This is a genomic window from Prauserella cavernicola (assembly GCF_016595675.1).
GTDB lineage: Bacteria > Actinomycetota > Actinomycetes > Mycobacteriales > Pseudonocardiaceae > Prauserella_A > Prauserella_A cavernicola.
Genome location: NZ_JAENJH010000003.1, coordinates 326828 through 352477, shown reverse-complemented (window position 1 = coordinate 352477; position 25650 = coordinate 326828). Strand labels below are relative to the sequence as shown.

Sequence of the window (25650 nt, the reverse complement as noted above, 5' to 3'; positions counted from 1 at the left end):
CGACCGCGACGGCGTCAGCCGTGGTGCTCCAGCATCTCGGTGACCAGCGCCGCGATCGGCGAGCGCTCCGAGCGGGTGAGGGTCACGTGCGCGAACAGCGGGTGGCCCTTCAGCTTCTCGATCACGGCCGAGACGCCGTCGTGCCTGCCCACGCGCAGGTTGTCGCGCTGCGCGACGTCGTGCGTGAGCACGACCCGCGAGGCGGTGCCGAGCCGCGAGAGCACCGTGAGCAGCACGTTGCGCTCGAGTGACTGGGCCTCGTCCACGATCACGAACGCGTCGTGCAGCGAGCGGCCGCGGATGTGGGTCAGCGGCAAGACCTCGAGCATGCCGCGGTCGAAGACCTCGTCGAGCACGTCCTGGCTGACCAGCGCACCGAGGGTGTCGAAGACCGCCTGCGCCCAGGGCTGCATCTTCTCGCTCTCGGACCCTGGCAGGTAGCCGAGCTCCTGACCACCGACCGCGTACACCGGCCGGAACACCACGACCTTGCGGTGCATCTGGCGTTCCAGCACGGCTTCGAGGCCTGCGCACAGGGCGAGTGCCGACTTGCCGGTGCCCGCCCTTCCGCCGAGCGAGACGATGCCGACGTCCGGGTCGAGCAACAGGTCGAGGGCGATGCGCTGCTCGGCCGAGCGTCCGTGCAGGCCGAAGGCCTCGCGGTCACCCCGGACGAGCCGCGCCTGTTTGTCGGGCGTGACCCTGGCGAGTGCGCTGGTGGTGCCGGCCAGCAGGCGCAGACCGGTGTGGCAGGGCAGCTCCGCGACCTCGGGCGCACCGAAGTCGCCGAGGTCGGCCACGTTGCCGGAGAACAGGGCGTCGATCGCCTCCTGCGGCACGTCGACGTCGGCCATCCCGGTCCAGCCCGAGGGCGTGACCTCCTGTGCTCGATACTCGTCGGCGTCGAGCCCGACGGCACCGGCCTTGACCCGCAACGGAATGTCCTTGGTGACCAGGGTCACACCGGACAGTTCGTTCGCGAGATTCAGAGCGCAGGCCAGGATCCGGTGGTCGTTCGAGTCGGTGCGGAACCCGGGCGGCAACACCGTCGGGTCCGAGTGGTTGAGCTCGACGTGCACGGTCCCGCCCTCGTCACCGATCGGCACAGGGGCGTCGAGACGGCCATGTGTGCGCCGGAGGTCATCGAGCAGGCGAAGTGCCTCCCTGGCGAACCACCCCAACTCCGGGTGGTGTCGCTTCGCTTCCAGCTCGCTGATCACGACAAGCGGCAGGACCACCGAGTGTTCGGCGAACCTGGTCATCGCCCAGGGGTCGGACAGCAGCACCGAGGTGTCGAGTACGTAGGTGCATCGCTGTGAACCGGCTGAACCGGTGGATCCCTCAGTGCCTAAGGCACTGGTCGAAGAGCGGCCGGAGGCCTTTCGGGGCAAACGCTGCGCAGTCACGACGGCATCTCCCTCGTTGGGCGTTGCACCACGCCCGCACTCGCTGGGCCGGGCACTGCCCTGGCTAGGTCGTTTTCCTCGACGCCGGAGCGTCAGGTACGACCACGAGGGCCCGGTGCCGGCCCCCTCGCGCGTTTCGTGAACGGCTTCGCCGTCCGCTCAACAACTCCCACGACCAGGGCCTCCCGCGACGGTCCACATGGGTTCGTGACCCGTCACTTCGGAAGCTACCTTGCACCGGCCGTTTCACACACGCAGCCAGCCAGGTGATTCGCCGATTGGTCATCTCACGGTTGGTGCCGGGTCACCGAAGCCGAAATTTGGCTACCCACCGTAGTTATAGCCACGATCCAGGTGCGCCCGTTCGAATTAGAGTCACTGAGAAAGGTTAATTACCAGCTCACTGTTTCTTCGCGGCAGCCCCCTTACCAACATGAATTGCCGAGTGGGGCGACCGACGATTCGAAAGTCACACAATGGTGTAAGTGGACCAACAAAGCTAGGCCATTTGCAGTAACTTCTTCTCCGGGACGCACCGGATCCCCCCGGAGAGTCTCGATTCACAGTGTCGAACTAGGAGTGTGTGCGAAGTGCTGAAGAAGGCTGGTTTCGTGACCGCCGCGACCGCGGCAATCCTGATGGTTGGCGGCACGGCGTTCGCCTCCCCCGTCGAGTCCGCCGCTCCGGCGTCCTCCGACGACGTCATCACGTTCTCGGACGCGTACTACCAGTTCATCGACGGTGGCGCGGCCCTCGGCTACGGCGCCGCCTCGCTGGTTGCGGGCGCCTACGCCGGCATCGCCACCACGCCGGCCCTGATCCTCAACCAGGACTACTGAGTCTCTGGATAGCGATCAACCACGACTGTGGCCCGCAGGCACTGCCTGCGGGCCACAGTTGTGTCCGGGGTCAGCCGCCGTAGCGGCGGTGCCTGACGGCGTAGTCCCGCACGGCGCGCAGAAAGTCGACCCTGCGGAATGCCGGCCAGTACGCCTCGGTGAACCAGAACTCGGAATGCGCCGACTGCCAGAGTAGAAATCCTGACAATCGCTGTTCGCCCGAAGTTCGAATAATCAGATCCGGGTCAGGCTGCCCTGACGTGTACAAATGCTCGGAAATATGATCCACGTCGAGAATCTTGGCGAGCTCGTGAATCGTGGTGCCCTCGTCGGCGTGTTGCTTGAGCAGCTTGCGGACGGCGTCCGCGATCTCCTGCCGCCCGCCGTAGCCGACCGCGACGTTGACGACCATGCCCCGGCGACCATCGGTCCGCTGGGCCGCGGCCGTGAGCCTGGCGGCGACATCGGTCGGCAGCATGTCGAGCGCGCCGACGATGGACAGCCGCCAGGGATTGCCAGGTCTGGCCAGCTCGTCCACCACGTCCCGGATGATCTCGAGCAACGCCGAGACTTCCTCGTTGGAGCGCGTGCGCACGTTGTCGGTGGAGAGCAGCCACAGGGTGACCACCTCGACCTCGGCCTCGCGGCACCAGGTGAGGAAGTCCGCGATCTTCTTGGCACCCATGCGGTGGCCACCGTTGACGTCGGTGAAGCCCGCCTCGCGGGCCCACCGCCGGTTGCCGTCGAGGATCACGCCGATGTGGCGGGGGTGCCGCCCGCCTGCCTGCTGGATCAGACGCCAGGAGTAGACGCTGTAGACAACCTTGGAAACGAAAGACCGAAGACTCACGTCACGGCAGCGTACGCCTGACGACAAAGTGATATTCGCTGCGTCCACCGGCTGGATGAGTGCGCGAAAACCTACGGTTCCGTAACCTTGCCGTCGTGAGCCTTGCGACCGACAGCCACTCCGACCACACCGCCGCAGCCCTGGCACGCCCCCGGCTCAGGGGCCATATCCATTTCTGGAGCTTCTTCGGGGCCGTCGCCGGCGGTGCGGTGCTGATCGCGCTGGCGGCCTCGACGGTGTCGGCCCTCGCCGCGCTGGCGACGTCGATCTACGGCGCGACCGTGCTCGGCGTGTTCGGGGTCAGTGCTCTTTACCACCGGCGCATCTGGAGCCCGCGCGCGTACGAGTGGATGAAGCGCGCCGACCACTCGATGATCTTCCTGTTCATCGCGGGCACCTACACACCGTTCACGCTGCTGGCGATGACGCAGCCGACGGGCTACATCGTGCTGGGCGTCGTCTGGGGCGGCGCGATCGCGGGCGTGGCGCTCAAGATGCTGTGGCCGAAGGCGCCGCGCTGGCTGGGCGTGCCGATCTACATCGCGCTGGGCTGGGTCGCCGTGTTCGTACTGCCGGAACTGGCGACCACGGGCGGGGTCGCGGCGCTGGTGCTGCTGCTCGTCGGCGGCTTCTTCTACACGCTGGGCTCGATCTTCTACGCGACGCGCTGGCCGAACTACTGGCCCCGCACCTTCGGCTACCACGAGTTCTTCCACGCCTGCACGGTGCTGGCGGCGATCTCGCACTATGTTGCGATTTGGCTGGTCATGTACGCCTAGTGGGGGCTGCGGTGTTGAGTGGTCACCGTGAAGCTGCTGCGCGGGCTGCGCGAACCGTTCCCCACCGACCGCCGAGCGTGGATCACCATGCTCACGATCTCGGTGGTCGTGTCGTTTCCGATCCAGGCGTGGAGCTCCGACGGCTGGGACTGGCACACGGACATCTGGCGGGAAGCGCCTGCATTCGGCCTGTTCATCGGCCTGTGGACCATGTGCGGCTTTGTGCTGATCAACAAGGTAAGTCGCTAGGCCACCTGCCTCAGTCGGCGATGATCGGCGCCGCGAGGAACTGCTCGGGTACGGCGAAGGCGTCCACCAGCTTGCGGGCGTGCGGGCGGAGTTCGGCACACAGTTCGTTCACCGCCGCCACCACGGCCTTGGACCGCGCGCTCGTGAGCCTGCCGTGTTCGAGGAACCAGGCGCGGTCGGCCTCGATGTTGGCCAGCGCGTAGAGATCGCACAGCCGGTTCAGCAGGTCCTTCGTCTCGCCGTCCTCGCAGCGGTCGACGGCCGCGACGAACGCCTCCAGCACCAGGCGGTCGACGTGCACCCGTCCTGCTCGCAGCACATGGTCCTGGGACGCGTTGAAGAGGTCGAACGCGTTCTCCGGGGTTGCCTGACGCAGTCGCCGTGCGACGCCGTCGAGCACGTGCTCCTCGCGGTCCTCGAAGAGCTTGCACTGCCAGGCGCGATCGAACAGCGCATCGTCGTCGTCGCGGCCGGGGCCGGCATCGATGATCCGCTCCACCACCTTGCGGGCGGCCGTCCGCTCGATCACCGCGCCCATGAACTGCTCGGCCACGAAGCGGGCCGTCGCCAGCGGGCTGAGGTCCTCGAAGTGGTCCTTGTAGCTGGTGAGCAGGCCCTTGGCGACCAGCTGCATCAGCACCGTGTTGTCGCCCTCGAACGTGGTGAACACGTCGGTGTCGGCCTTCAGCCCAGGCAGGATGTTCTCCGCGAGGTAGCCCGCGCCACCGCACGCCTCACGCGCCGCCTGGATGGTGCTCGTCGCGTGCCAGGTCGTGACGGCTTTGAGGCCCGCGGCCCTCGACTCGAGCTCGCGCTGCCTGACCTCGTCGACCTCACCGGTCCCGCTCTGCAGCTCGTCGAGGGTGGCGACAAGCTCCTCCTGCGCGAAGTGCAGCGCATACGTGGTGGCCAGTGCGGGCAGGAGTTTGCGCTGGTGGGCCAGGTAGTCGAGCACCACCACCTCGTCGCGCTCGCCCGGCCGGTGAAACTGTCTGCGGCGCTCGCCGTAGCGGACCGCGATCGTCAACGCCCGCTTGGTCGCACTGCCCGCGCTGCCCGCCACACTGACCCGGCCGCGGACGAGCGTGCCGAGCATCGTGAAGAAGCGGCGTCCGTCGCTCTCGATCGGGCTGGCGTAAGTTCCGTCCTCCGCAACGTCGCCGTAGCGGTTGAGCAGCGCCGTTCTCGGGATGCGCACCTCGTCGAAGCGCAGGCGCCCGTTGTCCACGCCGTTGAGTCCGGCCTTGGGGCCACAGTCCTCGATCCTTACGCCTGGCATCGGCGCGCCGCTCTCGTCCCGGATCGGCACGAGGAACGCGTGCACGCCCCTGCGCTCGCCTGCCGTGACGAGCTGGGCGAACACCACCGCCAGCCTGCCGTCGCGGGCCGCGTTGCCGATGTAGTCCTTGCGCGCGGCGACGTCGGGAGTGCTCACCACGAACTCGCGCGTGGCCGGGTCGTAGGTCGCGGTGGTGCGCAGGTGCTGCACGTCGGAGCCGTGGCCCGACTCCGTCATCGCGAAGCACCCGGGCAGTTCGAGGTCCATGATCGCGCGCAGGTACCGCTCGTGGTGCTCGCGCGTGCCGAGCAGCTCGACCGCGCCGCCGAACAAGCCCCACTGCACACCGGCCTTGACCATCAGCGACAGGTCGCCGAGGCCGAGCAGCTCGAACGAGATGATCGAGCCCCCGATGTCGCCGTTGCCCCCGGATGCCTCGGGGAACCCGAGCCGTGGCCTGCCGGTGGCGGCGAGCTCGTGCAGCTGCTCCAGGACCTGGGCCCGGTGCTCCTCCACGCCGAGCCCGACCGGGTCCCGGAACTTCTCGTCGGCGACCTGCGCCCTGATGTCGCGACGGAGGCTTGCCCAGCGCCCGTCGAGCACGTCCGTCAGCGAGTCCATGCACCAAGATTGCCGGAATCTCGGTGGCCTCGCACGACGAAAGTCAAGCCAGGTCAGGCCCCTTGGCCCGCAGGTCATCCACTGTGGACATCGCGTCGCGGAGCTCGGCGAGCCACTGATCCGCGTGCTGACCGACCAGTTTCACCGCCCACGCCAGCGCCTCGGAACGCGACTTGGCGACACCCGCCGCCACGAGCGTGTCGAGCACCTGCCGTTCCGGCTGCCGCAGGCGCGTCATCACCGGCACCGACAGTGTCGTGAAGAGCTCCCGCGTGTCGCCGATGCTCGCTCCCCAGGCCACTTTGCGCCGGTACCGGTGCTCTGCCTGCCTGGCGATGTCGATCCGCGCGTCCCTGGTGTCCTCGCGGAATCGGCTGATCCGGCCCGCCTCCGCCGCCGAGCGCGCGGCGTCGTCGGCGTAGTCGCCGGTGAGCGACGCCAGCTGTCCGACGATGAGGATTTCCTCGCGGTCGATGGTGATCTCGGGTTCGCCGACGAACCAGTCGTCGGGCAGCCGTCCGCTGAGCCAGGCGGCCGCGTCGTCTGCGTCGGGGGCCTCGGCCTGCTGCCAGCCTCCCCGCCCGCGCCAACCGTGTCGCATGGGTGCCTCCTTGCGGCGATTACATGCTTACAGCAATACAGACGCTACGCCGGAGGAGGCCGCGTGGCGGCCGTGTTCACCCAGGGCGGAAGGGTTACGAGGCGAGCACCGTCGCCAGGTCGTCGGTGGTGGTCACGGGGCGTTCGCACACGTAGCCCCTGCAGACATACGCGGCGGGCTCGCCGCCGACCAGCGGCCGGTCGCTGAGCAGCGGCACGCCCTCGGCCTCCGGCTGTCCGGCCAGCACCACGGCCCCGCCGTGCACGGTGCGAGCGGCCTGCACCAGCAGCTCCGCACGGGCGATCGCGTCCTTGCCCACCACGGCGACCTGCAGCGGCCCGGCCAGCAGCGCCTCGGCGACGCCGAGCCAGTGCCCCGCGAACCGCGGCGCCTGCTCGGCGAGCACACCCGCCCTGCGCACCGCCTGCTCGCACGCCTCGCGGTACGCGCTCGCCCGATCGGGCCCGGCAAGCGCCGACGCCGTCAGCAGTGCCGCCGCGAGCGCGGACGCGCCGGACGGACTCGCGTTGTCGGTCGGGTCCGAAGGACGGTGCACCAACGCCTCGGCGTCGTCGGCGGTGTCGTGGAACGCACCGGGTGTCTCCGAGGCGAACCGGGCGAGCGCGGTGTCGAGCAACGTGGTCGCCGCGGCGAGCCACAGCGACTCACCTGTGGCCTGGTGCAGCGCGAGCAGTCCGTCGGCGAGGCACGCGTAGTCCTCCAGCACGCCCGCCGCATCACCGACCGTGCCGTCGCGGGAGCTGCGCCGCAGCCTGCCGTCCACCAGGTGCTTGTCGAGCAGCAGGCTCGCCGCCTCCACCGCCGCCTCGACCCAGTCGGGCCGTTCCAGCGCGACCCCGGCTTCGGCGAGCGCGGTGATGGCCAGGCCGTTCCACGCGGCGACCACCTTGTCGTCCCTGCCCGGCTGGGGACGACGACCGCGTTCCTCCAGCAGCGCTGAGCGCACCCGCACCCAGCGGGTCGCGTCGTCGGGGTCGGTGGGCAGCTGCAGCGTCGACGCGCCCTGCTCGAACGTGCCCTCCGCGGTCACGCGGAACAACTCGGCGGCCCACCGGCCGTCCTCGGGCCCGAGCACCTCCGCGAGCTGCCCTGGCGTCCACACGTACGTCAGGCCCTCGACTCCGTCGGTGTCCGCGTCGAAGGAGGCCGCGAAACCGCCCTGTTCGGTGCGCAGGTCCCGCAGCAGGAAGTCCGCGGTCTCGCCCGCGATGCGCAGCGCGAACGCCGAACCCGTTCGCCGCGCCAGATGGGCGTAGGCGCGCAGCAGCAAAGCGTTGTCGTACAACATCTTCTCGAAGTGCGGAACCACCCAGGCCTCGTCGACCGAGTACCTGGCGAAGCCGCCCGCCAGCTGGTCGTAGATGCCGCCCCGGCCCATCCCCTCGGCCGCCAGCTCCACAATGGACAAAGCTTCGGGCGAGCCGGTGCGCTCGTAGTGGCGGAGCAGGAACTCCAGCACCATCGACGGCGGGAACTTGGGCGCCCCACCGAAACCACCGTGACCGGGGTCGGTCTCCTGGCGCAGCTTCGCGACCGCCGCCGAGATCGTCTTCTCGTCGACGGTGTGCTCGCTCAGGGGCCCGGTCTGCTTGGCGATGTGGTCGACGATCTGGCCCGCGCCCTCACGCAGTTCGTCGGGCCGCTCGTGCCAGGCCTGCGTCACCGCGGCGAGCAGCTGCTTGAACGACGGCATGCCGTGCGCGGGCACGGGCGGGTAGTAGGTGCCGCAGTGGAAAGGCTTGCCGTCGGGAGTGAGGAAACAGGTCATCGGCCAGCCGCCGTGACCGGTCATGGCCTGGGTCGCCGTCATGTACACGGCGTCGAGGTCCGGCCGCTCCTCGCGGTCGACCTTGATGTTGACGAAGTTGGAGTTCATCAGCGCCGCGGTGTCGTCGTCCTCGAACGACTCGTGCGCCATGACGTGACACCAGTGGCACGCGGCATAGCCGACGGAGAGCAGGATCGGCACGTCGCGCCGTCGCGCCTCCTCCAGCGCCTCGGGCGACCATTGCCACCAGTCCACCGGGTTGTCGGCGTGCTGCAGCAGGTAGGGGCTGGTCGAGCTCGCGAGGCGGTTAGGCATGCCCCCAGGGTGGCATGCCCCGCCTACGAACGCTCGGACCTGGGAACGGCCTCGGCCTTGCCCTTCGCCTCTCCGTCTGCGCCCTCTACGCCCTCGCCCTCGGCGCCCTCCGGCTTGGGCTCAGCGGCCTGCTCCGGAGCGGGCTCGTCGAAGCTCGCGGGCACCCGCTTGAGGTGCTTGGTCATCGACCGGACCAGGAAGACCACGGCGATGAAGAACAACAGCAGGAGCAACAGGCCGACCGGTGACGACTTGCCGAAGTCCTCACCCTGGCCGCCGTTGTCCCCGCTGCCCGGCTGCTGCTGTGCCAGCGCGGCCGTGCCCGTGAGCACGGGCATCGCCACGAAGGCCGGAAGCGTCATGTGATCGTCACCTTCTCTCGCACTCCCGCGAACAGATCGTCCTCCGGAAGCGTGGTGTCGACGAGAGAGCGAACGAGCTCGTACTCCTCGGTCGGCCACACCTTGCGCTGCATCTCCAGCGGTACAGCGAACCAGCGGCTGTTCGGGTCGATCTGCGTCGCGTGCGCCTTGAGCGCCTCGTCTCGCACCTCGAAGTAGTCCTCGCAGCGTACTCGGGTGGTCACGCGCTCCATCACGTCGGCCTTGTCCGGGTCCCACTTGGAGAGCCACTCGGCATAGGGCGAGTCCAGGCCCGCCTCGACCAGCGCTTCGTGGAAGGAGGTCATCTTGGCCCTGGAGAAGCCGTGCGAGTAGTACAGCTTCTGCGGCTGCCACGGCTCGCCCGTGCCGGGGAAGCGTTCCGGGTCGGGCGCCGCGTCGTAGGCGGCGATGGAGACCTCGTGGCAGCGGATGTGGTCGGGGTGCGGATAGCCGCCGTTCTCGTCGTAGGTGACGATGACGTGCGGCCGGAACTCGCGGATGACCCTGACCAGCGCCTCGGTGGACTCCTCGAGCGGCGCGGTGGCGAAGCAGCCCTCCGGCAGCGGCGGTAGCGGGTCGCCCTCGGGAAGGCCGGAGTCGACGAAACCGAGCCACTCGTGCTTGACGCCGAGGATCTTCGCCGCGCGAGCCATCTCTTCGCGGCGGATCTCGGTCATGTTGGCGATGACCTCCGGCCGGTCCATCGCCGGGTTCAGCACGCTGCCGGCCTCGCCGCCGGTGCAGGTGACGACCATGACCTCATGGCCTTCGGCAACGTAGCGCGCCATGCTGGCCGCGCCCTTGCTGGACTCGTCGTCCGGATGCGCGTGCACCGCCATCAGGCGAAGCCGCTCGCCCGCCATACGTCCGTCAGATCCCGCCATGACCGGCTAGGCCCCTCTCGCACCTGCGTGTGTTCTGCCCGTGTTCCATGTCCTGGTGCGCTTGCGCACCCCGGGGAGCCACGATCGGGCTCACCCCCGGATACTCGTAACGCGGAGTACGTCGTCCATCTTCCTCACGCCTACGACAAGACCGATCGGGAGGCCTGGTTTGAGTTCCGGACAGGCCACGTCGGGTGCAGGCACCGACAGGCCGTCACTACCCGAGGGCCGCTACGGCTCCGCGCGCCCGCAACGGCGCGAGCCCCGCGCGTGGCACAAGTGGGTGCTCGTGGTGTTCGTACTGGTCATGGGCGGCGTCATCGCCTACGTCGGCTACAACAACATCGGCAGCGCGCCCATCGAGGCGCAGCGCGTGGGGTTCGACGAACGGCCGGGTAATGCCATGGAGGTCACCATCGACGTGACCAGGGACGACCCCCAGCGACCGGCGGTGTGCATCGTACGCGTACGGGATATCTCGGGCGCGGAAAGCGGACGGAAAGAGATTTACGTCCCAGGTGGCGAGGAACGGCTTTCCACGGTCGTCAGGAGCATTGGCAAACCCGTGACGGCCGACATGTACGGCTGCTCGTACAACGTGCCCGAGTACCTGTCAAGCCCTTAGCGGCCAACGGGGTGAATGCCGCGCTGAATGTCCGCTGAGCGCAGAACGGAGCGGCATTCGGGCGTCCGAACGTGTTACCCTGATCTACCGGCACGGCCCCAGACGGGCCGTGTCTTCCTTTATTTCAGCCACCGCACGTGTGGCGGCCGGCTTGTATACCCAAGTTCGGCAGGCCCCTAGGAGGAGATGGTGACCGTGAGCGACAGCAAGGTGACCTGGCTGACCCAGGATGCCTACGACAGGCTCAAGAGCGAACTCGACGAGCTGATCGAGAATCGTCCGGTCATCGCCGCGAAGATCAACGACAGCCGGGAAGAGGGCGACCTCAAGGAGAACGGGGGCTACCACGCCGCCCGTGAGGAGCAGGGGCAGCAGGAAGCCCGTATCCGGCACCTGCAGGAACTGCTGCGCACCGCGAAGGTCGGCGAGGCTCCGACCAACAGCGGCGTCGCCGAGCCCGGCATGGTCCTGACCGTGCGCTACGCGGGTGACGACGACGAGGAGAAGTTCCTGCTCGCCACTCGCGAAGAGGGCGGCGAAGGCGCACTGGAGATCTACTCCCCCGACTCGCCGCTGGGCAAGGCGCTGCTCGGCGCCAAGGAAGGCGAGTCGCGGGAGTACAGCCTGCCCAACGGCAACACCCAGAAGGTCACTCTCGTACAGGCCGTTCCCTACAGCGTCTGATCCGGGCGATGTGCGCGCTCCGTGCGTTTTCGCCGTGAGCGCGCACACCTGGCCCTAGTCTTGGCGGAATGACCGCCGACCTCCCCCTTTGCGCCACGTGCGCCATGCAGTACGCGACAGCCAGAACCGACTGCCCCGTCTGCGAAGACGAACGTCAGTACGTGCCCACGTCAGGGCAGCGGTGGACCAGCCTCGCCCAGCTTCGCGACAGCGGTGAACACAAGGTCCTCGTGCAGGAGCAGGGCCCCGGTGTGCTGGGCATCGGAGCCCAGCCGGGCCTCGGCATCGGTCAGCGCGCACTCCTCGTGCCCGCGACGTCGGGCAACGTGCTCTGGGACTGCTTCGCCTACCTCGACGACGAGGTGGTGCGCCGGGTCAACGAACTCGGCGGCATCACCGCCATCGCGATCAGCCATCCGCACTACTACACGACCATGGTCGAGTGGGCCGAGGCGTTCGACGTGCCGGTGTACCTGCACGAGAACGACCGGCAGTGGATCGGCAGGCCGAGCGAGCGCATCCGGCTGTGGAGCGGGCAGACCCACCAGCTGGCCGACGACCTGACCCTGGTCAACCTCGGGGTGCACTTCGCGGGCGGCACGGTGCTGCACTGGCGTGACGGCGCGGACGGCAGGGGCGCGCTGTTCAGCGGCGACATCGTGCAGGTCGTGCCCAACCGCGACCTGGTCGCGTTCATGTACAGCTACCCGAACTACCTCCCGGAGCGCCCGAGCGTGGTGCGGCACGCCGCCGAGCTGCTGGAGGGTTTCTCGTACGACGACATCTACGGCGCCTGGTGGAACGCGGTGATCCTCGGCGGCGGCCAGGAGGTCGTGCGCCACTCCGTGCGGCGCTACCTCGAGCAGGTGAGCGGCTAGCCGCCGCCCGCGAGCCGTTCGAGCAGCGGTCGCACGCGCTGTGGTACGGGCGTCGACAGGGCGATCGACGTCGACGTCCTGCGCACGCCCGGAACGCCGACCACGTCGTCGATCACGCGCTGCAGGTCGTCGTTCGAGCGCGCGACCATGCGCACGAACAGATCGCCCTGGCCCGTGGTGGCGTGCACCTCGCAAACCTCGTCGATGGCCGACAGCGCCGCCGCCACCTCGGCCCTGCGTCCCTGTGCGATCTCCAGTACCGCGAACGCCGTGAGCCCGTAGCCCATGGCCGCGAGGTCGAGCTCCGGAGGGAAGCCCGTGAGCACGCCCTCCGCGGTGAGCCGGTCGAGCCGGGCCTGCACGGTGCCGCGGGCTACGCCGAGCCTGCGCGCGCACTCGAGCACCCCGAGCCTCGGCACGTCGGTGAGCAGCAACAGCAGGCGTGCGTCGAGCGCATCGAGAGCCACCGGACTTCCTCCTGCACAAGTTGTCGGCTTTGGTCAGCGAATCTGTGCTCGCACAGTACAGATTGACCAGCCGAATCGGCGACTGTTGCCCAGCTTGCTCGGTCGCCCGCAAGCTTTGCGACATGACGACGAACCCAGCTCTCGACGACGTCAGCTACGACCAGCTCCGCCAGCTCGTGGGCCTGGTCGACCACGACTCCACCGCCGACCCGTTCCCGGTCCGGGCCATGGACGCGGTGGTGTTCATCGCGGGCAACGCGACCCAGACGGCGTGGTTCTACCAGGTCGCGTTCGGCATGCGGCTGGTCGCGTACTCCGGCCCCGAGACCGGCGAGCCCGAGCGCAAGTCGTTCGTGCTCAAGTCCGGCTCCGCGCGGTTCGTGATCAACGGCGGGGTGCGCCCCGGGTCCGAGCTGCTCGACCACCACCGCAGGCACGGCGACGGCGTCATCGACCTCGCGCTCGAGGTGTCCGATGTGGACAAGTGCGTCGAGCACGCGCGTGCACAGGGCGCGACGGTTCTCGAGGAGCCGCACGACGTCTCCGACGAGCACGGCACGGTGCGCCGCGCGGCCATCGCCACCTACGGCGAGACGCGGCACTCGCTGATCGACCGGTCCCGCTACTCCGGGCCCTACCTGCCGGGCTACGTCGCGAAGCAGAGCACCGTCACGCGCCCCGAGGGCGCTCCCAAGCGCCTGTTCCAGGCCGTCGACCACTGCGTCGGCAACGTCGAGCTCGGCAAGATGAACTACTGGGTGGACTGGTACCACCGCGTGATGGGCTTCGTGAACATGGCGGAGTTCGTCGGCGACGACATCGCGACCGAGTACTCGGCGCTGATGAGCAAGGTCGTCTCCAACGGCAACCACCGCGTGAAGTTCCCGCTCAACGAGCCCGCGATCGCGAAGAAGAAGTCGCAGATCGACGAGTACCTGGAGTTCTACGAGGGCGCGGGCTGCCAGCACATCGCGCTCGCGACCAACGACATCATCGCCACCGTGACGGCCATGCGGGCCGCGGGCGTCGAGTTCCTGGAGACCCCGGACTCCTACTACGACGACCCCGAACTGCGCGCCCGGATCGGCGAGGTGCGCGTGCCGATCGAGACGCTGAAGGAGCACAAGATCCTCGTCGATCGCGACGAGGACGGCTACCTGCTCCAAATTTTCACCAAGCCGATCGGCGACCGCCCGACCGTGTTCTACGAGCTGATCGAGCGGCACGGCTCGCTCGGCTTCGGCAAGGGCAACTTCAAGGCCCTGTTCGAGGCCATCGAGCGCGAACAGGAACGTCGCGGCAATCTCTGACCGGTTGCCCTGCCGGTCAGGGCATCACCGTGTAACCGGCGCGCTGGAGCTCGGCGGCCACCTCGTCGCAGTGCGAGGGGCCCCGGGTCTCCAGCTTCAGCGCCACCTCGACCTCGCCGATCGCGAGCCTGCCCGCGATCCGCGAGTGCTCGATGTCGACCACGTTGGCTCCCAGCTCACTCACGCGCGTGAGCACGCCGGCGAGCGACCCCGGCCGGTCGGGCACACACAGCCGCAGGTTCAGATAGCGCCCCGCCGCGGTCATACCGTGCTGGATGATCTGCAGCAGCAACAGGGGATCCACGTTGCCGCCGGAGAGCACGGCCACGACCGGTCCTTCGAACTCGCCGGGATGCTCCAGCAACGCCGCCACCGCGGCCGCTCCGGCGGGCTCCACCACGAGCTTGCGCCGCTCAAGGCAGTTCAGCACCGCCCGCGAGAGGCCTTCCTCGCTGACGGTCACGACGTCGTCCACGAGCGACGACACGTGCGCGAACGTGACAGGTCCCGGCGTACCGACCGCGATGCCGTCGGCCATGGTCTGCAGGCTGCGCAGCCGCACCGGCTCCCCCGCCGCCAGCGACGGCGGGTACGCGGCGGCCGCCTCGGCCTGCACCCCGACCAGCCGCACGTCCGGCTTCGACGCCTTGATCGCGCTCGCGACGCCGCCGACAAGCCCGCCACCGCCGGTGGACACGAGCACCGTCCCGACGTCGGGCACCTGCTCCAGGATCTCCAGGCCCACCGTGCCCTGGCCCGCGATCACGTCGGCGTGGTCGAAGGGATGGATGAACACGGCCCCGGTGCTCTCGGCGAACGCGACCGCCTCGGCGAGGGTCTCCTCGAGCACGGCGCCGTGCAGGTGCACCTCGGCGCCGTAGGCCCTCGTGGCGGCGAGTTTGGGCAGTGGCGCGCGTTCCGGCATGAACACGGTCGCCTTGATGCCGAGCAGCGAGGCCGCGAGCGCGACGCCCTGCGCGTGGTTGCCCGCGCTCGCGGCCACCACCCCGCGGGCGCGTTCCTCCTCGGTCAGCCCGTGCAACCGTGTGTAGGCGCCCCTGATCTTGAACGAACCGGTCCGCTGGAGGTTCTCGCACTTGAGGAAAACGGGGCCGCCGTGGGATTTCTCGAGATCGCGGGCGTGCTCCATCGGCGTCTTCCGGATCACTCCGGCGAGCAGTTCCCGCGCCTGCCTGATTCGTTCCACGCTCACGAGTCGCATGAGCAGCGAGGATAGAGCGTCGGTGTGACTGAGTGCGGTTGATGCATGTCATGCATCACGATTGGGTATCCTGGAGTCTCGCGCAGCGAATTCGCAGGAGCAGGAGACAGCATGGCCAGGGGGACGACTCTGCGGGGCACCCGCTCCGGTCTCGTGCCGTTGCTCGCGGGTCTCGCGTCGGCGCTCGCGCTCACCGGAGCCGCCGTGTACACGGTCGGCCAGGCGAACTGCGGCGATCCGGGCCGCTACATCCGCCACGACAACCACATCGAACTCGTGGGCGGCTGCGTCGACGGAAGCGAGCTGCCCCACACCGGAGGCGGGGCGAAGTCGCCCAATGCCACCGGCGCGGAGCAGCTCAAGAACTTCCGTCCCTGACGACCTAGCCGAGCGCCTGCTCCAGGTCCGCGATCAGGTCGCGCGCGTCCTCGATACCCACCGACAGCCGCACGAGCTGGGCGGGTACCTGCAGCAGCGAGCCCGCGACGCTGGCGTGCGTCATGCGGCCGGGGTGCTCGATGAGCGACTCGACGCCGCCCAGCGACTCGGCCAGGATGAACAGCTTCGTGCCCGCGGCCGCGTCCAGCGCCGCCCGCTCACCGTCGGCGTGGTCGAACGACACCATGCCGCCGAAGCGCCGCATCTGCTTGGTCGCGACGTCGTGGCCGGGGTGCTCGGCGAGACCCGGGTAGTACACGCGGCTCACCTTCGGGTGCCGCGTCAGTGCCTCGACGACGCGCTCGGCGTTGTCACAGTGGCGTTCCATGCGCACGGCGAGTGTCTTGAGCCCGCGCAGCGTCAGCCACGCGTCGAACGCACCCGGCACCGCACCGGCGGAGTTGCGGAGGAAGAACAGCTGCTCGCGCAGCTCATCCGAGTTGGTGACCACGGCGCCGCCCACGACGTCGGAGTGACCGCCGAGGTACTTCGTGGTGGAGTGCACCACGATGTCGGCGCCCAACTCGATCGGCGTCTGCAGGTACGGCGTCGCGAACGTGTTGTCCACGACCAGCCGTGCGCCGCCGACGTGGGCGACCTGGGCGAGCGCCGCGATGTCGGCGATACCGAGCAGCGGGTTGGTGGGCGACTCACACCAGACGAGCTTGGTCTCGGGCCGCATGGCCGCGCGCACCTCGTCCAGATCGGACAGGTGGGCGACGCTGTAGTCGACGCCCCACTGCGTGAGGACCTTGTCGATCAGCCGGAAGGTGCCGCCGTACACGTCGTTGCCCAGCACCAGGTGGTCGCCGGGGCGCAGCGTCGTGCGCAGCACCGCGTCGGTCGCCGCCATGCCGGAGGCGAACGCGAGCGTGTGCCTGGCGCCTTCCAGCGCGGCGAGCGCCTCCTCCAGCGCGGTCCGCGTGGGGTTGGCGGTGCGCGAGTACTCGTAGTCGCCCTCGCGGGTGCCGCCGACGCCGTCCTGCGCGTACGTGGAGGTCTGGTAGATCGGCACGATCACCGAACCGGTGCGCGGGTCGGGCTGCTGGCCTGCGTGGATGGCGCGGGTCTCGAAACCGAGTCCTGCGGGGTCGTGAACCATGGCCTCAGCCTACGACCGGCCTACCAGGCGCGCTGCTGCCGGACCCACCTCCTGGTGGGTGCGATGAGTGCGAGCACGAGCGTCGCGATGGCGGGCAGGCAGATCACGAACGCCTGAAGGCCGCCGGCTCCGGCGAGATAGTCCGCGGCGTCGCTGTCGAGCTCGCCGTTGAGCGAGAGGCTCGCGGCGAAGCCCGCCAGGACCATGAAGGCGAAGTAGCCGATCGCGACACCGGCTCCGATCGCCACGAACACCTGCCCGACGACCCTGCGCAGCAGCAACAGGACCGCACCGGGCAACAGCAGGGCCACGAGCACGACGTTCGCGACGAGGCTCGTGAGCGCGAACGCGGAACGCACCACGACGTCGATGCGGCTGAACAGCGCCAGCACGCCCAGCAGGTGCACGGCGGAGCCGACGAGCGCGAGCACCGCGGCGGTGACGGCCGTTCCCCGGTTCGCGGGCAGTTCGGGTACGACACCGTACGGCTGGTGGAGATCCGATCCCTGCGGGTACTGCGGCGGCTCGCTCATCGCCGAACAAGGTCGCACACGACAGATGCCCCCGGCCATAGACCGGGGGCATCTGCCTTCAGTTCAGTTCGTCACCACTGCTGCGGCGGCTGGCCGGGCTGGCCGTAGCCACCGGGCTGACCCGGCTGACCGAAACCACCCGGCTGCTGCGGGGGCTGGCCATAGCCGCCGGGCTGACCCGGCTGCGGGAAGCCACCGCTGGAGGGGTCGGTACCCGGCTGGCCGAAGCCGCCGGGCTGACCGGGCTGGCCCGGCTGACCGAAGCCACCGGGCTGACCGGGCTGCTGGAAGCCACCGGGCTGGCTCGGCGGACCGTAGCCCCCGGGCTGGCCCGGCTGACCGAAACCACCGGGCTGACCCGGCTGACCGAAGCCACCGGGCTGACCGGGCTGCTGGAAGCCACCGGGCTGGCTCGGCGGTCCGAAGCCGCCGGGCTGGCCGAAGCCACCGGGACCGCCGGGACCACCGAAGCCACCGGGGCCGCCAGGACCGCCGGAGCCACCACCGAGACCGACGAACTTCGCCGTCTGCGGAATGACCGCGACCACGCCGACAGCCAGGATGAGGATGCCGAAGATCAGGATGAAGATGACTCGGGTGAGCTCGCTGCCGCCCTCCGTCATCAGCAGGACGGCGCCCAGCAGAGCGAGGAAGCCGCCACCGACCGTGAGGTACGGGACGATCTTGCGCAGGCCCGCGCCGACCCGGTCGGCGATCGCCAGCAGCACGCCCGCACCCAGCGAGGCGGCACCGCCGACCAGGCCGAGGACCAGGTAGAAGTAGATCTGCCCGGGAACGGCTGCCGCCTCGGAAACCCGCTCGTTGATCGCGTCGGCGCCGCCAGCCTGCTCGAGCGCCTGCCGGCACTGCTCCTCGGTGAGCCCGGGACCCTGGTCGACGCACTGCGCGATCAGGTCGTCCTCGGAGTTGCCGCCGGCGCCGCCGATGTCGATGAACAGCGTGATCGCCATGATCAGAGTGGCCAGACCCAGCGCGGCGACCAGGCCACCGGCGATCCAGGCGAACAGCTTGTTGCCGCCACCGCCGCTGCCACCGGCCGGAGCGCCGAACGGCGAGGCGGGCGGCGCACCGAAAGGTCCTCCCGGCGGGGGTCCGCCGAAGCCGCCCTGACCCTGCGCGGGGTCGAACCCGCCCGGCTGGCCGAAGCCCTGCTGCGGCTGACCGAAGCCCTGCTGCGGCTGCTGCGGCGCGCCGAATCCGCCCTGCGGAGGCTGCGGCTGGCCGAAGGGACCCTGCGGGTTCATCGCCGCGGGGTTGTCGGCCGCGCTGGGCGGCGGCGCATAGGGAATCGAGGCCGGCGGCTGCGAACCAGGAGGCACGAGCTGGGTCGACTCCGCTCCCTGGCCCTCGCCTTGCTGCGGCTGCACCGGCTGCACCACCTGAGTGGGCTCCGGACCGTCACCGAACGGCGAGTCCCCCTGCGGCGGCTGCTGCTGTTGCTGCGGCTGCACGACCTGCGTCGGCTCGGAGGCGCCGAACGGGCTGTCTTGTTGTGGTTGAGGGCCACTCGGAGGGCCCTGGGGCGGCTGCTGTCCGCCGCCCCACGGCTGATTCGGCGGCTGCGGAGCACTCATGTGGGTCTTGAACCCCCTAGACGAGGACCTTGCGTGATGGTTTTGCTCGCGCACACGGTATCGGATGCGACTTGCCACCGCTCGTAACGCCCCTGATCAGTGGCGCGATGAGACATGTCCGACTTCTAGTGCCCCGACAGGAACGCGAGCAGGTCCTGGCGCGTCACGACCCCCGCCGGTTTGCCGCCTTCGAGCACGAGCGCGCCATCCGCCGAGGTCAGGGCCGACATGGCAGAACTGACCTGCTCACCTGCGCCGATGGTCGGCAGCGGCGGGGACATGTGCGTCTCCAGCCGGTCGGCGAGCGCGGCCTTTCCGGTGAACAGCGCGTCGAGCAGATCCCGCTCGTTGACCGCGCCCACGACCTCGGCCGCCATCACCGGCGGTTCGGCGCTCACGACGGGCATCTGGCTGACGCCGAACTCGCGCAGGATCGACACCGCCTCGGCCACCGTCTCGTTCGGGTGCGTGTGCACCAGGTCGGGCAGGCCACCGCCCTTGCGGCGCAGCACCTCGCCCACGGTCGCGCCGGTGGAGTCCGGGGGCAGCAGGCCGTAGGAGGACATCCAGGCGTCGTTGAAGACCTTGCCCAGGTAGCCGCGGCCGCCGTCGGGCAGCAGCACCACGACGACGTCGTCGGGTCCGAGGCGCTTCGCCAGCCGCAGCGCGGCGGCCACCGCCATGCCGCACGAGCCGCCGACGAGCAGCCCCTCCTCGCCTGCGAGGCGGCGCGTGGTGTGGAAGGAGTCGGCGTCGGAGACCGCGATGATCTCGTCGGCGACGTCGCGGTCGTAGGTCTGCGGCCAGAAGTCCTCACCGACACCCTCGACCAGGTACGGCCTGCCCGTGCCACCCGAGTAGACGGACCCCTCGGGATCGGCGCCGATCACCTGCACCTTGCCGCCGGAGACCTCCTTGAGGTAACGCCCGGTGCCCGAGATGGTGCCGCCCGTGCCCACACCCGCGACGAAGTGCGTGATCCGGCCGTCGGTCTGCTGCCAGAGCTCGGGGCCCGTGGAGTGGTAGTGGCTCTCCGGGTTGTTCGGGTTGGCGTACTGGTTGGGCTTCCAGGCGCCCTCGATCTCGGTGACCAGCCGGTCGGAGACGCTGTAGTAGGACTCGGGGTGCTCCGGCGGCACGGCAGTCGGGCACACCACGACCTCCGCCCCGTAGGCCTTGAGGACGTTGCGCTTGTCCTCGCTGACCTTGTCGGGGCAGACGAACACGCACTTGTAGCCCCTGCGCTGGGCGACCATGGCGAGTCCCACCCCGGTGTTGCCGGAGGTGGGCTCCACGATCGTGCCCCCTGGCCGCAGTTCACCCGAGGCCTCGGCGGCCTCCACCATGCGCAGCGCGATGCGGTCCTTCACGCTGCCGCCCGGGTTGAGGTACTCGACCTTGGCCAGCACGAGCGGGCTCAGCCCTTCGGCGAGAGTGCCCAGCTTGACCAGCGGGGTGTCTCCCACGAGGTCGATGACGTGTTCGGCGTATTCCATGTCATCAGCGTAAACACTCACCGACTTCGCGACATCGGCACGGCTGAACCCCATTGTCCGAAAAGGACCGCTGTGCTTAGCTCTCCGGGCCATGCTTTCGAGTGAACTCGCGAGGAGCGACACCGTGAGACCCCTACGGAAACACCGCGCGCGGGCTGCGGTCATCACCGCGCTCACCGGCGCACTGCTCGTCTCCACGAGCGCGCCGGCGTCGGCCGGACTCCTGGACAAGATCCCCACCTTCACGCTGAGCGTGCTCTTCACCAACGACATGGAGTCGGCGCTGCTGGGTGTGGCGGGAGACGGCACCGACGAGGGCCCGATCGCCGACGGCGGTGCCAACCCGTACGGCAGCCCCTCGCGCGCCGCGACGCTGATGGACGACCTCCGCAAGGAGGCGACCACCGGCCTGCCGAAGCGGGGCCAGGCGCTCTGGCGCGGCGAGGTCGCACTGTCCGGGGGCGACAACTACCTCGCGGGTCCCGAGTTCTCCGCGAGTCTCGAGGACGACGCTCCGTTCTACGACGCGCTCGCGATGCAGGGCATCGGCTACGACGGCAGCGCGATCGGCAACCACGAGTTCGACTTCGGCCCCGAGATCTTCGGCGACTTCATCGAGAGCTTCGGCGGCTCGCTGGACTTCGTCAGCGCCAACCTCGACGTCTCTGGCGAGCCGCAACTCGACGCGCACGCGCAGGACGGGACGATCGTGCGCAGCAAGGTCCTTCGCTCCTCGGGCCAGCGCGTCGGCATGATCGGACTGACCACGCCCGAGCTTCCCGCGCTCTCAAGCCCCCGCAACGTGGAGGTCAGCGGGGATCTCGCCGGGATCGCCAACGGGCTCGCCTCGGACTTCTCGCGCCGGGGCATCAACAAGGTCGTGCTCGTCAGCCACCTGCAGGACATCGACAACGAGCTCGCGCTCGTGCCGGAGCTCTCCGGCATCGACGCGGTGGTGGGCGCCGGCGGCGGCGAGATCCTCGCCGGCCCCGAGGACCGGCTCATCCCCGGTGACACCGCCGAGCGAGGCTTCCCGCTCTACGCCGACGACAAGAACGGCAGGCAGGTGCCCGTGGTCACCACCACCGGTGACTACAAGTACATCGGCAGGCTGGTGCTGAACTTCAACTGGCGCGGCGAGGTCGTCAACGTCGACGAGGCCCAGACCGGCCCGGTGCGCGTGTCCGGTGTCGGTCCCGACGCGGTCGAGGGCGACGCGCGCGTGCGCGCCGAGGTCGAGAAGCCGGTCACCGAACACCTGGAGACCCTGGCCGAGACCGTGGTCGCGACCAGTGAGGTGCCGCTGAACGGCGTGCGCAACGACGTGCGCTCGCGCGAGACCAACCTGGGCAACCTGGTGTCCGATGGCCTCCGCTGGGCTGGCCAGCAGCGCGCCGAGGAGTACGGCGTGACTCCGCCTCAGGTGGGCATCCAGAACGGCGGCGGCATCCGCAACGACTCCACTCTGCCCGCGGGCGACATCTCGGCGCTCAACACCTACGAGGTGGCGCCGTTCTCGAACTTCGTCGCCGTGGTGCCCGAGGTCCCGAGGGACGTGCTCCGCCAGCTGCTCGAGCGCGGCGTCTCGGCGGCTCCGGGCGCGGGCGGGCAGTTCATGCAGGTCTCCGGCCTGTCGTTCACCTACGACCCCAGCCGCACGGCCCAGGTCGTGGAGGAAGGCTCCAGCACCATCGTCACGCCCGGCGAGCGGGTCCAGGACGTGACGCTGGAGGACGGCACGGTGCTCGTGGCCGACGGCCAGGTCGTGGACGGTCCGCCGGTCTCGGTCGCGACGAACGACTTCTCCGCGCGCGGTGGCGACGGCTATCCGTTCGAGGACCTGCCGTTCACGCCGGTGGGCACGACCTACCAGCAGGCACTGGAGGGCTTCCTGACCGACGGCCTCGGCGGCGCGGTCACCTCGGCCGAGTACCCGGTGGGCGGCAGCGGCCGCATCGTCGCCCAGTAGGGCTCGCCAGAGCACGAACTCCCGAAGGCCATCCTGACTGTGTCCGACGACGCTGCCAGGGTGGCCTTCGTTGCTGTCAGGATGCAGGATAAGAGCACTGAGCATCCGCTTAGTAGTCGTCGTGCAAAGGAGTACGCGCCATGCCAGAAGCCGTCATCGTCGCCGTCGCCCGGTCGCCCATCGGCAGGGCGGGCAAGGGCTCGCTGGTGGACTTGCGGCCAGACGACCTGACCGTCCAGATGGTGCGCGCGGCACTCGACAAGGTGCCGCAGCTCGACCCCGCCGACATCGACGACCTGATGCTCGGCTGCGGCCTGCCCGGCGGCGAGTCCGGCTTCAACATGGGCCGAGCCGTCGCCGTGGAACTCGGCTACGACCACCTGCCCGGCTGCACGATCACGCGGTACTGCTCGTCGAGCCTGCAGACCACGCGCATGGCACTGCACGCCATCAAGGCGGGCGAGGGCGACGTGTTCGTCTCCGCGGGCGTCGAGACCGTGTCGCGGTTCGCGAAGGGCAGCTCCGACTCCTGGCCCGACACGCACAACCCGCTCTTCGCCGACGCCGAGGCCCGCACCGCGAAGGTCGCCGAACAGGGCGCCGAGAGCTGGACCGACCCTCGGGACAACGGGCAGGTGCCCGACGTCTACATCGCGATGGGACAGACCGCGGAGAACCTGGCACGGCTCAAGGGCGTCTCGCGCGAGGAGATGGACGAGTTCGGCGTGCGCTCACAGAACCTCGCCGAGAAGGCCATCGCCGACGGCTTCTGGGCCAAGGACATCACGCCGGTGACGCTGCCCGACGGCACCGTCGTGGCGAAGGACGACGGCCCGAGGGCCGGCGTGACGCTGGAGGGCGTCTCCGGCCTCAAGCCGGTCTTCCGGCCCGACGGCCGCGTCACCGCGGCCAACTGCTGCCCGCTCAACGACGGCGCCGCCGCCGTGGTGGTCATGAGCGACACCAAGGCCCGCGAGCTCGGCATCACGCCGCTGGCCAGGGTCGTGTCGACGGGAGTCTCGGGACTCTCGCCGGAGATCATGGGCTACGGCCCCGTCGAGGCCTCGCAGCAGGCGCTCGGGCGTGCGGGCCTGTCCATCGGCGACATCGACCTCGTCGAGATCAACGAGGCCTTCGCCGCGCAGGTGATCCCGTCCTACCGCGACCTCGGCATCGAGCTCGACCGGCTCAACGTCAACGGCGGGGCGATCGCGGTCGGCCACCCCTTCGGGATGACCGGCGCGCGCATCACCTCGACGCTGATCAACTCGCTGCAGCACCACGACAAGCAGTTCGGCCTCGAGACCATGTGCGTCGGCGGCGGCCAGGGCATGGCGATGGTGCTCGAACGACTCAGCTGAGCGGGCTCACACGGTCTGCGGCTGCGCCAGGCAGAGCACGGTGGCGGGTTTGGTGTAGACCGCCCCCGACTCGGCGTCGGTGTCGCCGCAGGCCGTGCTGGGGTCGGTCTCGCCGGTCACGACCTTGACGATGCTCAGCTCCGCGTCGGGGTCGGAGCACTCCACGTGCCGGTAGCCCTTGGTCATCGAGGAGACGTCGGCGAAGCAGTCGCCCTCCTCGGCGTTGAGCATCAGGCAGAACTTGACGTCGTCGTAGTTGATCTGGTCGTAGTCGCCCTCGGGGCAGCTCTCGTTGCCCTCGAGCCGCACCGCGACCTTCACGTTCGCGTCGGAGTCTGAGCAGTCGACCTTCCTCGGCTGTTCCTCGGCGTTGGACGAGAACTCGGGCACGCTGAGGCACTCGCCCTCCTCCGCCATCCAGCCCGCCGAGCGCAGGCCGAGGAAGTACAGCCCGGCGACGCCGAGCACCACGACGAGCGCGACGGGAAGACCGATCTTGAGCCAGCGGCTCTTCTTCTTCGGCGGGGGCGGCGGCTCGGCGAACGGGCCGGGAGGGAATCCCGGGCTGCCGAAGGCGCCGGGCTGCTGGCCGGGCTGCTGGCCGGGCTGGCCGTACGGGTTCGGCTGGGCGGGCTGGCCGTACGGGTTGGACTGACCCGGCTGACCGGATTGCTGGCCGTACGGGTTGGGCTCACCGGGCTGTTGTCCGGGCTGGCCGTACGGGTTGGGCTGGCCCGGCTGCTGGCCATAGCCAGGGGCGCCGTAAGGACCGGGCTGCTGCGGCTGGTGAGGCTGGTGCGGGTACTGCGGCGACTGGCCGAAGGACGGCGGGCCCGAAGGCGGCGGGCCGTAGGGGTTCGGTCGGCCGGAATCCGGCTGGCCAGGATAAGGCGGAACCGTCACGGCAAACCTCACAAACGCACGTGTTCAGGACCAGACCATCTAACACGCCGTCACCGGGAGCCACCGGCCTACCCCCGACCGAGTGAAACGACGAGGGGCGCCCGGCCGTGTGGCCGGGCGCCCCTCGTCCAGGAAGCAGGTTGCTCGCGCTAGTCGCTCTGCAGGTACGACAGCAGGCGCAGGATCTCGAGGTAGAGCCACACCAGCGTCGTCATCAGACCGAAGGCGACGTACCAGGCGAACTTGGCCGGCACGCCCTCGCGGATCGCCTTGTCGGCCATGTCGAAGTCCAGCAGGAAGCTGAACGCCGCGATGCCGATGCAGACGATGCTGAAGATGTAGGCGAGCGGGCTGCTGGCGTCCCGGATGCCCATGTTCACGCCGAACAGGCCGAGCACCAGGTTGAGCAGCATCAGGATCGCGACGCCGCCCAGCGCGCCGATGATCCACTTGGTGAGCTTGGGGGTGACCTTGACGGCGCCGGTCTTGTAGACCACCAGCATCACCACGAACACGGCCGCGGTGCCGAGCACCGCCTGCAGTGCGATGCCGGGGAACATCAGCTCGAAGACACCGGTGATCGCACCGAGGAACACACCCTCGGCCGCCGAGTACGCGAGCGTCATCGGGGCGTTGGCGATCTGCTTGAAGATGATGATCAGCGACAGCACGAGGCCGACCAGCATGCCGCCGATCATGGCGCCCAGGATCGGGCCCATCGCGTCAGCGGCGGCCTGGCCCTGTGCCCAGATCGCGGTGATGATGCCGACGACCAGGGTCACGCCCAGCGCCGCACCGGTCTTCATCACGACGTCGTCAACCGTCATCGGGCGGTCGGCGGAGCCGGCGGGGGCCTGCGGAGGGCCGTACCCGGGTACGCCACCCTGCGGCTGGTTGAAGCCGGCGTACGATCCGGAAGCCGCGCTGCCCGTGGGCAGGTTCCGGAACGCGGGGTTGCTTGAGGTTCGCACCTGATCCTCCTGGATCTCCTGGCACTTGCAATGGGCATAACGACCGCGCGTGCCGGCCGGTTCCCGTAGGTCAGTAAAGGCGACTTTACCCACATCACCGC

25 protein-coding genes are annotated in these 25650 nt (G+C 69.4%); 10 read left to right on the top strand and 15 right to left on the bottom strand.

Annotated features, from left to right (window positions below; all coding sequences use genetic code 11):
• Positions 1–14: 14 nt before the first annotated feature.
• Positions 15–1406: an RNA 5'-3' helicase PhoH2 gene (phoH2, locus tag JHE00_RS15005; RefSeq protein WP_200318672.1), complete on the bottom strand. Its 1392-nt coding sequence runs from the start codon at positions 1404–1406 to the stop codon at positions 15–17.
• 611 nt (positions 1407–2017) lie between these two features.
• Here phoH2 and JHE00_RS15000 point away from each other — a divergent pair.
• Complete coding sequence (locus tag JHE00_RS15000) at positions 2018–2245, top strand: hypothetical protein (protein ID WP_307831948.1); 228 nt, start codon at positions 2018–2020, stop codon at positions 2243–2245.
• Positions 2246–2315: 70 nt separating this feature from the next.
• On the opposite strand, the gene JHE00_RS14995 is transcribed toward JHE00_RS15000, so the two are convergent.
• Complete coding sequence (locus tag JHE00_RS14995) at positions 2316–3095, bottom strand: isoprenyl transferase (RefSeq protein ID WP_200318670.1); 780 nt, start codon at positions 3093–3095, stop codon at positions 2316–2318.
• A gap of 95 nt (positions 3096–3190) precedes the next feature.
• On the opposite strand from JHE00_RS14995, the gene trhA reads away from it, so the two are divergent.
• Both trhA and JHE00_RS14985 read left to right on the top strand, forming a co-directional pair.
• Positions 3191–3874 carry a PAQR family membrane homeostasis protein TrhA gene (gene trhA / locus JHE00_RS14990; RefSeq protein ID WP_200318669.1) on the top strand — a complete coding sequence of 228 codons (684 nt, stop codon included), beginning with the start codon at positions 3191–3193 and terminating at the stop codon, positions 3872–3874.
• 27 nt (positions 3875–3901) lie between these two features.
• Positions 3902–4123 (top strand): hypothetical protein, encoded by a 222-nt coding sequence (locus JHE00_RS14985; RefSeq protein ID WP_200318668.1) that lies wholly within the window; start codon positions 3902–3904, stop codon positions 4121–4123.
• Between the two features lie 10 nt (positions 4124–4133).
• On the opposite strand, the gene JHE00_RS14980 is transcribed toward JHE00_RS14985, so the two are convergent.
• The 5 genes from JHE00_RS14980 to mca form a co-directional block, all read right to left on the bottom strand.
• Positions 4134–6023, bottom strand: coding sequence for an acyl-CoA dehydrogenase family protein (locus tag JHE00_RS14980; RefSeq protein WP_200318667.1), 1890 nt, complete (start codon positions 6021–6023; stop codon positions 4134–4136).
• A gap of 43 nt (positions 6024–6066) precedes the next feature.
• Positions 6067–6624: an ATP-binding transcription factor AbmR gene (abmR, locus tag JHE00_RS14975; RefSeq protein ID WP_200318666.1), complete on the bottom strand. Its 558-nt coding sequence runs from the start codon at positions 6622–6624 to the stop codon at positions 6067–6069.
• Positions 6625–6718: 94 nt separating this feature from the next.
• Complete coding sequence (locus tag JHE00_RS14970) at positions 6719–8728, bottom strand: thioredoxin domain-containing protein (RefSeq protein WP_200318665.1); 2010 nt, start codon at positions 8726–8728, stop codon at positions 6719–6721.
• Positions 8729–8751: 23 nt separating this feature from the next.
• Positions 8752–9090 carry a hypothetical protein gene (locus tag JHE00_RS14965; protein ID WP_200318664.1) on the bottom strand — a complete coding sequence of 113 codons (339 nt, stop codon included), beginning with the start codon at positions 9088–9090 and terminating at the stop codon, positions 8752–8754.
• Entirely contained in the window at positions 9087–9995 is a 909-nt protein-coding gene (gene mca, locus JHE00_RS14960) for a mycothiol conjugate amidase Mca (RefSeq protein ID WP_200318663.1), read from the bottom strand. Before mca ends, JHE00_RS14965 begins: the two co-directional genes overlap by 4 nt.
• Positions 9996–10164: 169 nt before the next feature.
• On the opposite strand from mca, the gene JHE00_RS14955 reads away from it, so the two are divergent.
• The 3 genes from JHE00_RS14955 to JHE00_RS14945 all read left to right on the top strand — a co-directional run bounded on the left by JHE00_RS14955 (position 10165) and on the right by JHE00_RS14945 (position 12182).
• The gene (locus tag JHE00_RS14955) at positions 10165–10620 is read left to right on the top strand and encodes a DUF4307 domain-containing protein (protein WP_200318662.1); all 456 of its coding nucleotides are present in this window, start codon (positions 10165–10167) and stop codon (positions 10618–10620) included.
• Between the two features lie 189 nt (positions 10621–10809).
• A complete protein-coding gene (gene greA, locus JHE00_RS14950) occupies positions 10810–11304 on the top strand; it encodes a transcription elongation factor GreA (protein WP_200318661.1) in 495 nt (164 codons plus the stop codon).
• Between the two features lie 68 nt (positions 11305–11372).
• Complete coding sequence (locus JHE00_RS14945) at positions 11373–12182, top strand: MBL fold metallo-hydrolase (RefSeq protein ID WP_200318660.1); 810 nt, start codon at positions 11373–11375, stop codon at positions 12180–12182.
• Here JHE00_RS14945 and JHE00_RS14940 read toward each other — a convergent pair.
• Positions 12179–12649: an Lrp/AsnC family transcriptional regulator gene (locus tag JHE00_RS14940; RefSeq protein ID WP_200318659.1), complete on the bottom strand. Its 471-nt coding sequence runs from the start codon at positions 12647–12649 to the stop codon at positions 12179–12181. The two genes, JHE00_RS14945 and JHE00_RS14940, sit on opposite strands and share 4 nt — an antisense overlap.
• Positions 12650–12771: 122 nt before the next feature.
• On the opposite strand from JHE00_RS14940, the gene hppD reads away from it, so the two are divergent.
• Positions 12772–13959 (top strand): 4-hydroxyphenylpyruvate dioxygenase, encoded by a 1188-nt coding sequence (hppD, locus tag JHE00_RS14935; protein ID WP_200318658.1) that lies wholly within the window; start codon positions 12772–12774, stop codon positions 13957–13959.
• Between the two features lie 16 nt (positions 13960–13975).
• Here hppD and ilvA read toward each other — a convergent pair whose 3' ends face one another.
• Complete coding sequence (gene ilvA, locus JHE00_RS14930; RefSeq protein ID WP_200318657.1) at positions 13976–15181, bottom strand: threonine ammonia-lyase; 1206 nt, start codon at positions 15179–15181, stop codon at positions 13976–13978.
• Positions 15182–15292: 111 nt separating this feature from the next.
• Between ilvA and JHE00_RS14925 the strand changes: the two genes are divergently transcribed.
• The gene (locus tag JHE00_RS14925; protein WP_200318656.1) at positions 15293–15559 is read left to right on the top strand and encodes a hypothetical protein; all 267 of its coding nucleotides are present in this window, start codon (positions 15293–15295) and stop codon (positions 15557–15559) included.
• A 4-nt stretch (positions 15560–15563) separates the two neighbouring features.
• On the opposite strand, the gene JHE00_RS14920 is transcribed toward JHE00_RS14925, so the two are convergent.
• The 4 genes from JHE00_RS14920 to JHE00_RS14905 form a co-directional block, all read right to left on the bottom strand.
• Positions 15564–16721, bottom strand: coding sequence for a cystathionine gamma-synthase (locus JHE00_RS14920; protein WP_200318655.1), 1158 nt, complete (start codon positions 16719–16721; stop codon positions 15564–15566).
• Between the two features lie 20 nt (positions 16722–16741).
• The gene (locus JHE00_RS14915; RefSeq protein WP_200318654.1) at positions 16742–17254 is read right to left on the bottom strand and encodes a hypothetical protein; all 513 of its coding nucleotides are present in this window, start codon (positions 17252–17254) and stop codon (positions 16742–16744) included.
• A 71-nt stretch (positions 17255–17325) separates the two neighbouring features.
• A complete protein-coding gene (locus JHE00_RS14910; protein WP_200318653.1) occupies positions 17326–18849 on the bottom strand; it encodes a hypothetical protein in 1524 nt (507 codons plus the stop codon).
• Positions 18850–18974: 125 nt separating this feature from the next.
• Positions 18975–20345, bottom strand: coding sequence for a cystathionine beta-synthase (locus tag JHE00_RS14905; protein WP_200318652.1), 1371 nt, complete (start codon positions 20343–20345; stop codon positions 18975–18977).
• Between the two features lie 124 nt (positions 20346–20469).
• Between JHE00_RS14905 and JHE00_RS14900 the strand changes: the two genes are divergently transcribed.
• A complete protein-coding gene (locus JHE00_RS14900; protein ID WP_307831947.1) occupies positions 20470–22314 on the top strand; it encodes a bifunctional metallophosphatase/5'-nucleotidase in 1845 nt (614 codons plus the stop codon).
• 140 nt (positions 22315–22454) lie between these two features.
• A complete protein-coding gene (locus tag JHE00_RS14895; RefSeq protein WP_200318650.1) occupies positions 22455–23675 on the top strand; it encodes an acetyl-CoA C-acetyltransferase in 1221 nt (406 codons plus the stop codon).
• A gap of 6 nt (positions 23676–23681) precedes the next feature.
• Here JHE00_RS14895 and JHE00_RS14890 read toward each other — a convergent pair whose 3' ends face one another.
• Positions 23682–24578, bottom strand: a complete 897-nt coding sequence (locus tag JHE00_RS14890; RefSeq protein WP_200318649.1) for an LppU/SCO3897 family protein — start codon at positions 24576–24578, stop codon at positions 23682–23684.
• Positions 24579–24727: 149 nt separating this feature from the next.
• On the bottom strand, positions 24728–25549 hold the full coding sequence (locus JHE00_RS14885) for a Bax inhibitor-1/YccA family protein (protein WP_200318648.1): 822 nt from the start codon (positions 25547–25549) through the stop codon (positions 24728–24730).
• Positions 25550–25650 lie beyond the last annotated feature (101 nt).

Bases quoted from the DNA above. Each gene is read 5' to 3' on its own strand.
- JHE00_RS14970 (WP_200318665.1), bottom strand. From the start codon at position 8,728: ATGCCTAACCGCCTCGCGAGCTCGACCAGCCCCTACCTGCTGCAGCAC.
- JHE00_RS14905 (WP_200318652.1), bottom strand. From the start codon at position 20,345: ATGGAATACGCCGAACACGTCATCGACCTCGTGGGAGACACCCCGCTG.
- ilvA (WP_200318657.1), bottom strand. From the start codon at position 15,181: ATGCGACTCGTGAGCGTGGAACGAATCAGGCAGGCGCGGGAACTGCTC.
- JHE00_RS14965 (WP_200318664.1), bottom strand. From the start codon at position 9,090: ATGACGCTTCCGGCCTTCGTGGCGATGCCCGTGCTCACGGGCACGGCC.
- mca (WP_200318663.1), bottom strand. From the start codon at position 9,995: ATGGCGGGATCTGACGGACGTATGGCGGGCGAGCGGCTTCGCCTGATG.
- JHE00_RS14920 (WP_200318655.1), bottom strand. From the start codon at position 16,721: ATGGTTCACGACCCCGCAGGACTCGGTTTCGAGACCCGCGCCATCCAC.
- abmR (WP_200318666.1), bottom strand. From the start codon at position 6,624: ATGCGACACGGTTGGCGCGGGCGGGGAGGCTGGCAGCAGGCCGAGGCC.
- hppD (WP_200318658.1), top strand. From the start codon at position 12,772: ATGACGACGAACCCAGCTCTCGACGACGTCAGCTACGACCAGCTCCGC.
- JHE00_RS14925 (WP_200318656.1), top strand. From the start codon at position 15,293: ATGGCCAGGGGGACGACTCTGCGGGGCACCCGCTCCGGTCTCGTGCCG.
- JHE00_RS14980 (WP_200318667.1), bottom strand. From the start codon at position 6,023: ATGGACTCGCTGACGGACGTGCTCGACGGGCGCTGGGCAAGCCTCCGT.
- JHE00_RS14915 (WP_200318654.1), bottom strand. From the start codon at position 17,254: ATGAGCGAGCCGCCGCAGTACCCGCAGGGATCGGATCTCCACCAGCCG.
- JHE00_RS14945 (WP_200318660.1), top strand. From the start codon at position 11,373: ATGACCGCCGACCTCCCCCTTTGCGCCACGTGCGCCATGCAGTACGCG.
- JHE00_RS14895 (WP_200318650.1), top strand. From the start codon at position 22,455: ATGCCAGAAGCCGTCATCGTCGCCGTCGCCCGGTCGCCCATCGGCAGG.
- JHE00_RS14910 (WP_200318653.1), bottom strand. From the start codon at position 18,849: ATGAGTGCTCCGCAGCCGCCGAATCAGCCGTGGGGCGGCGGACAGCAG.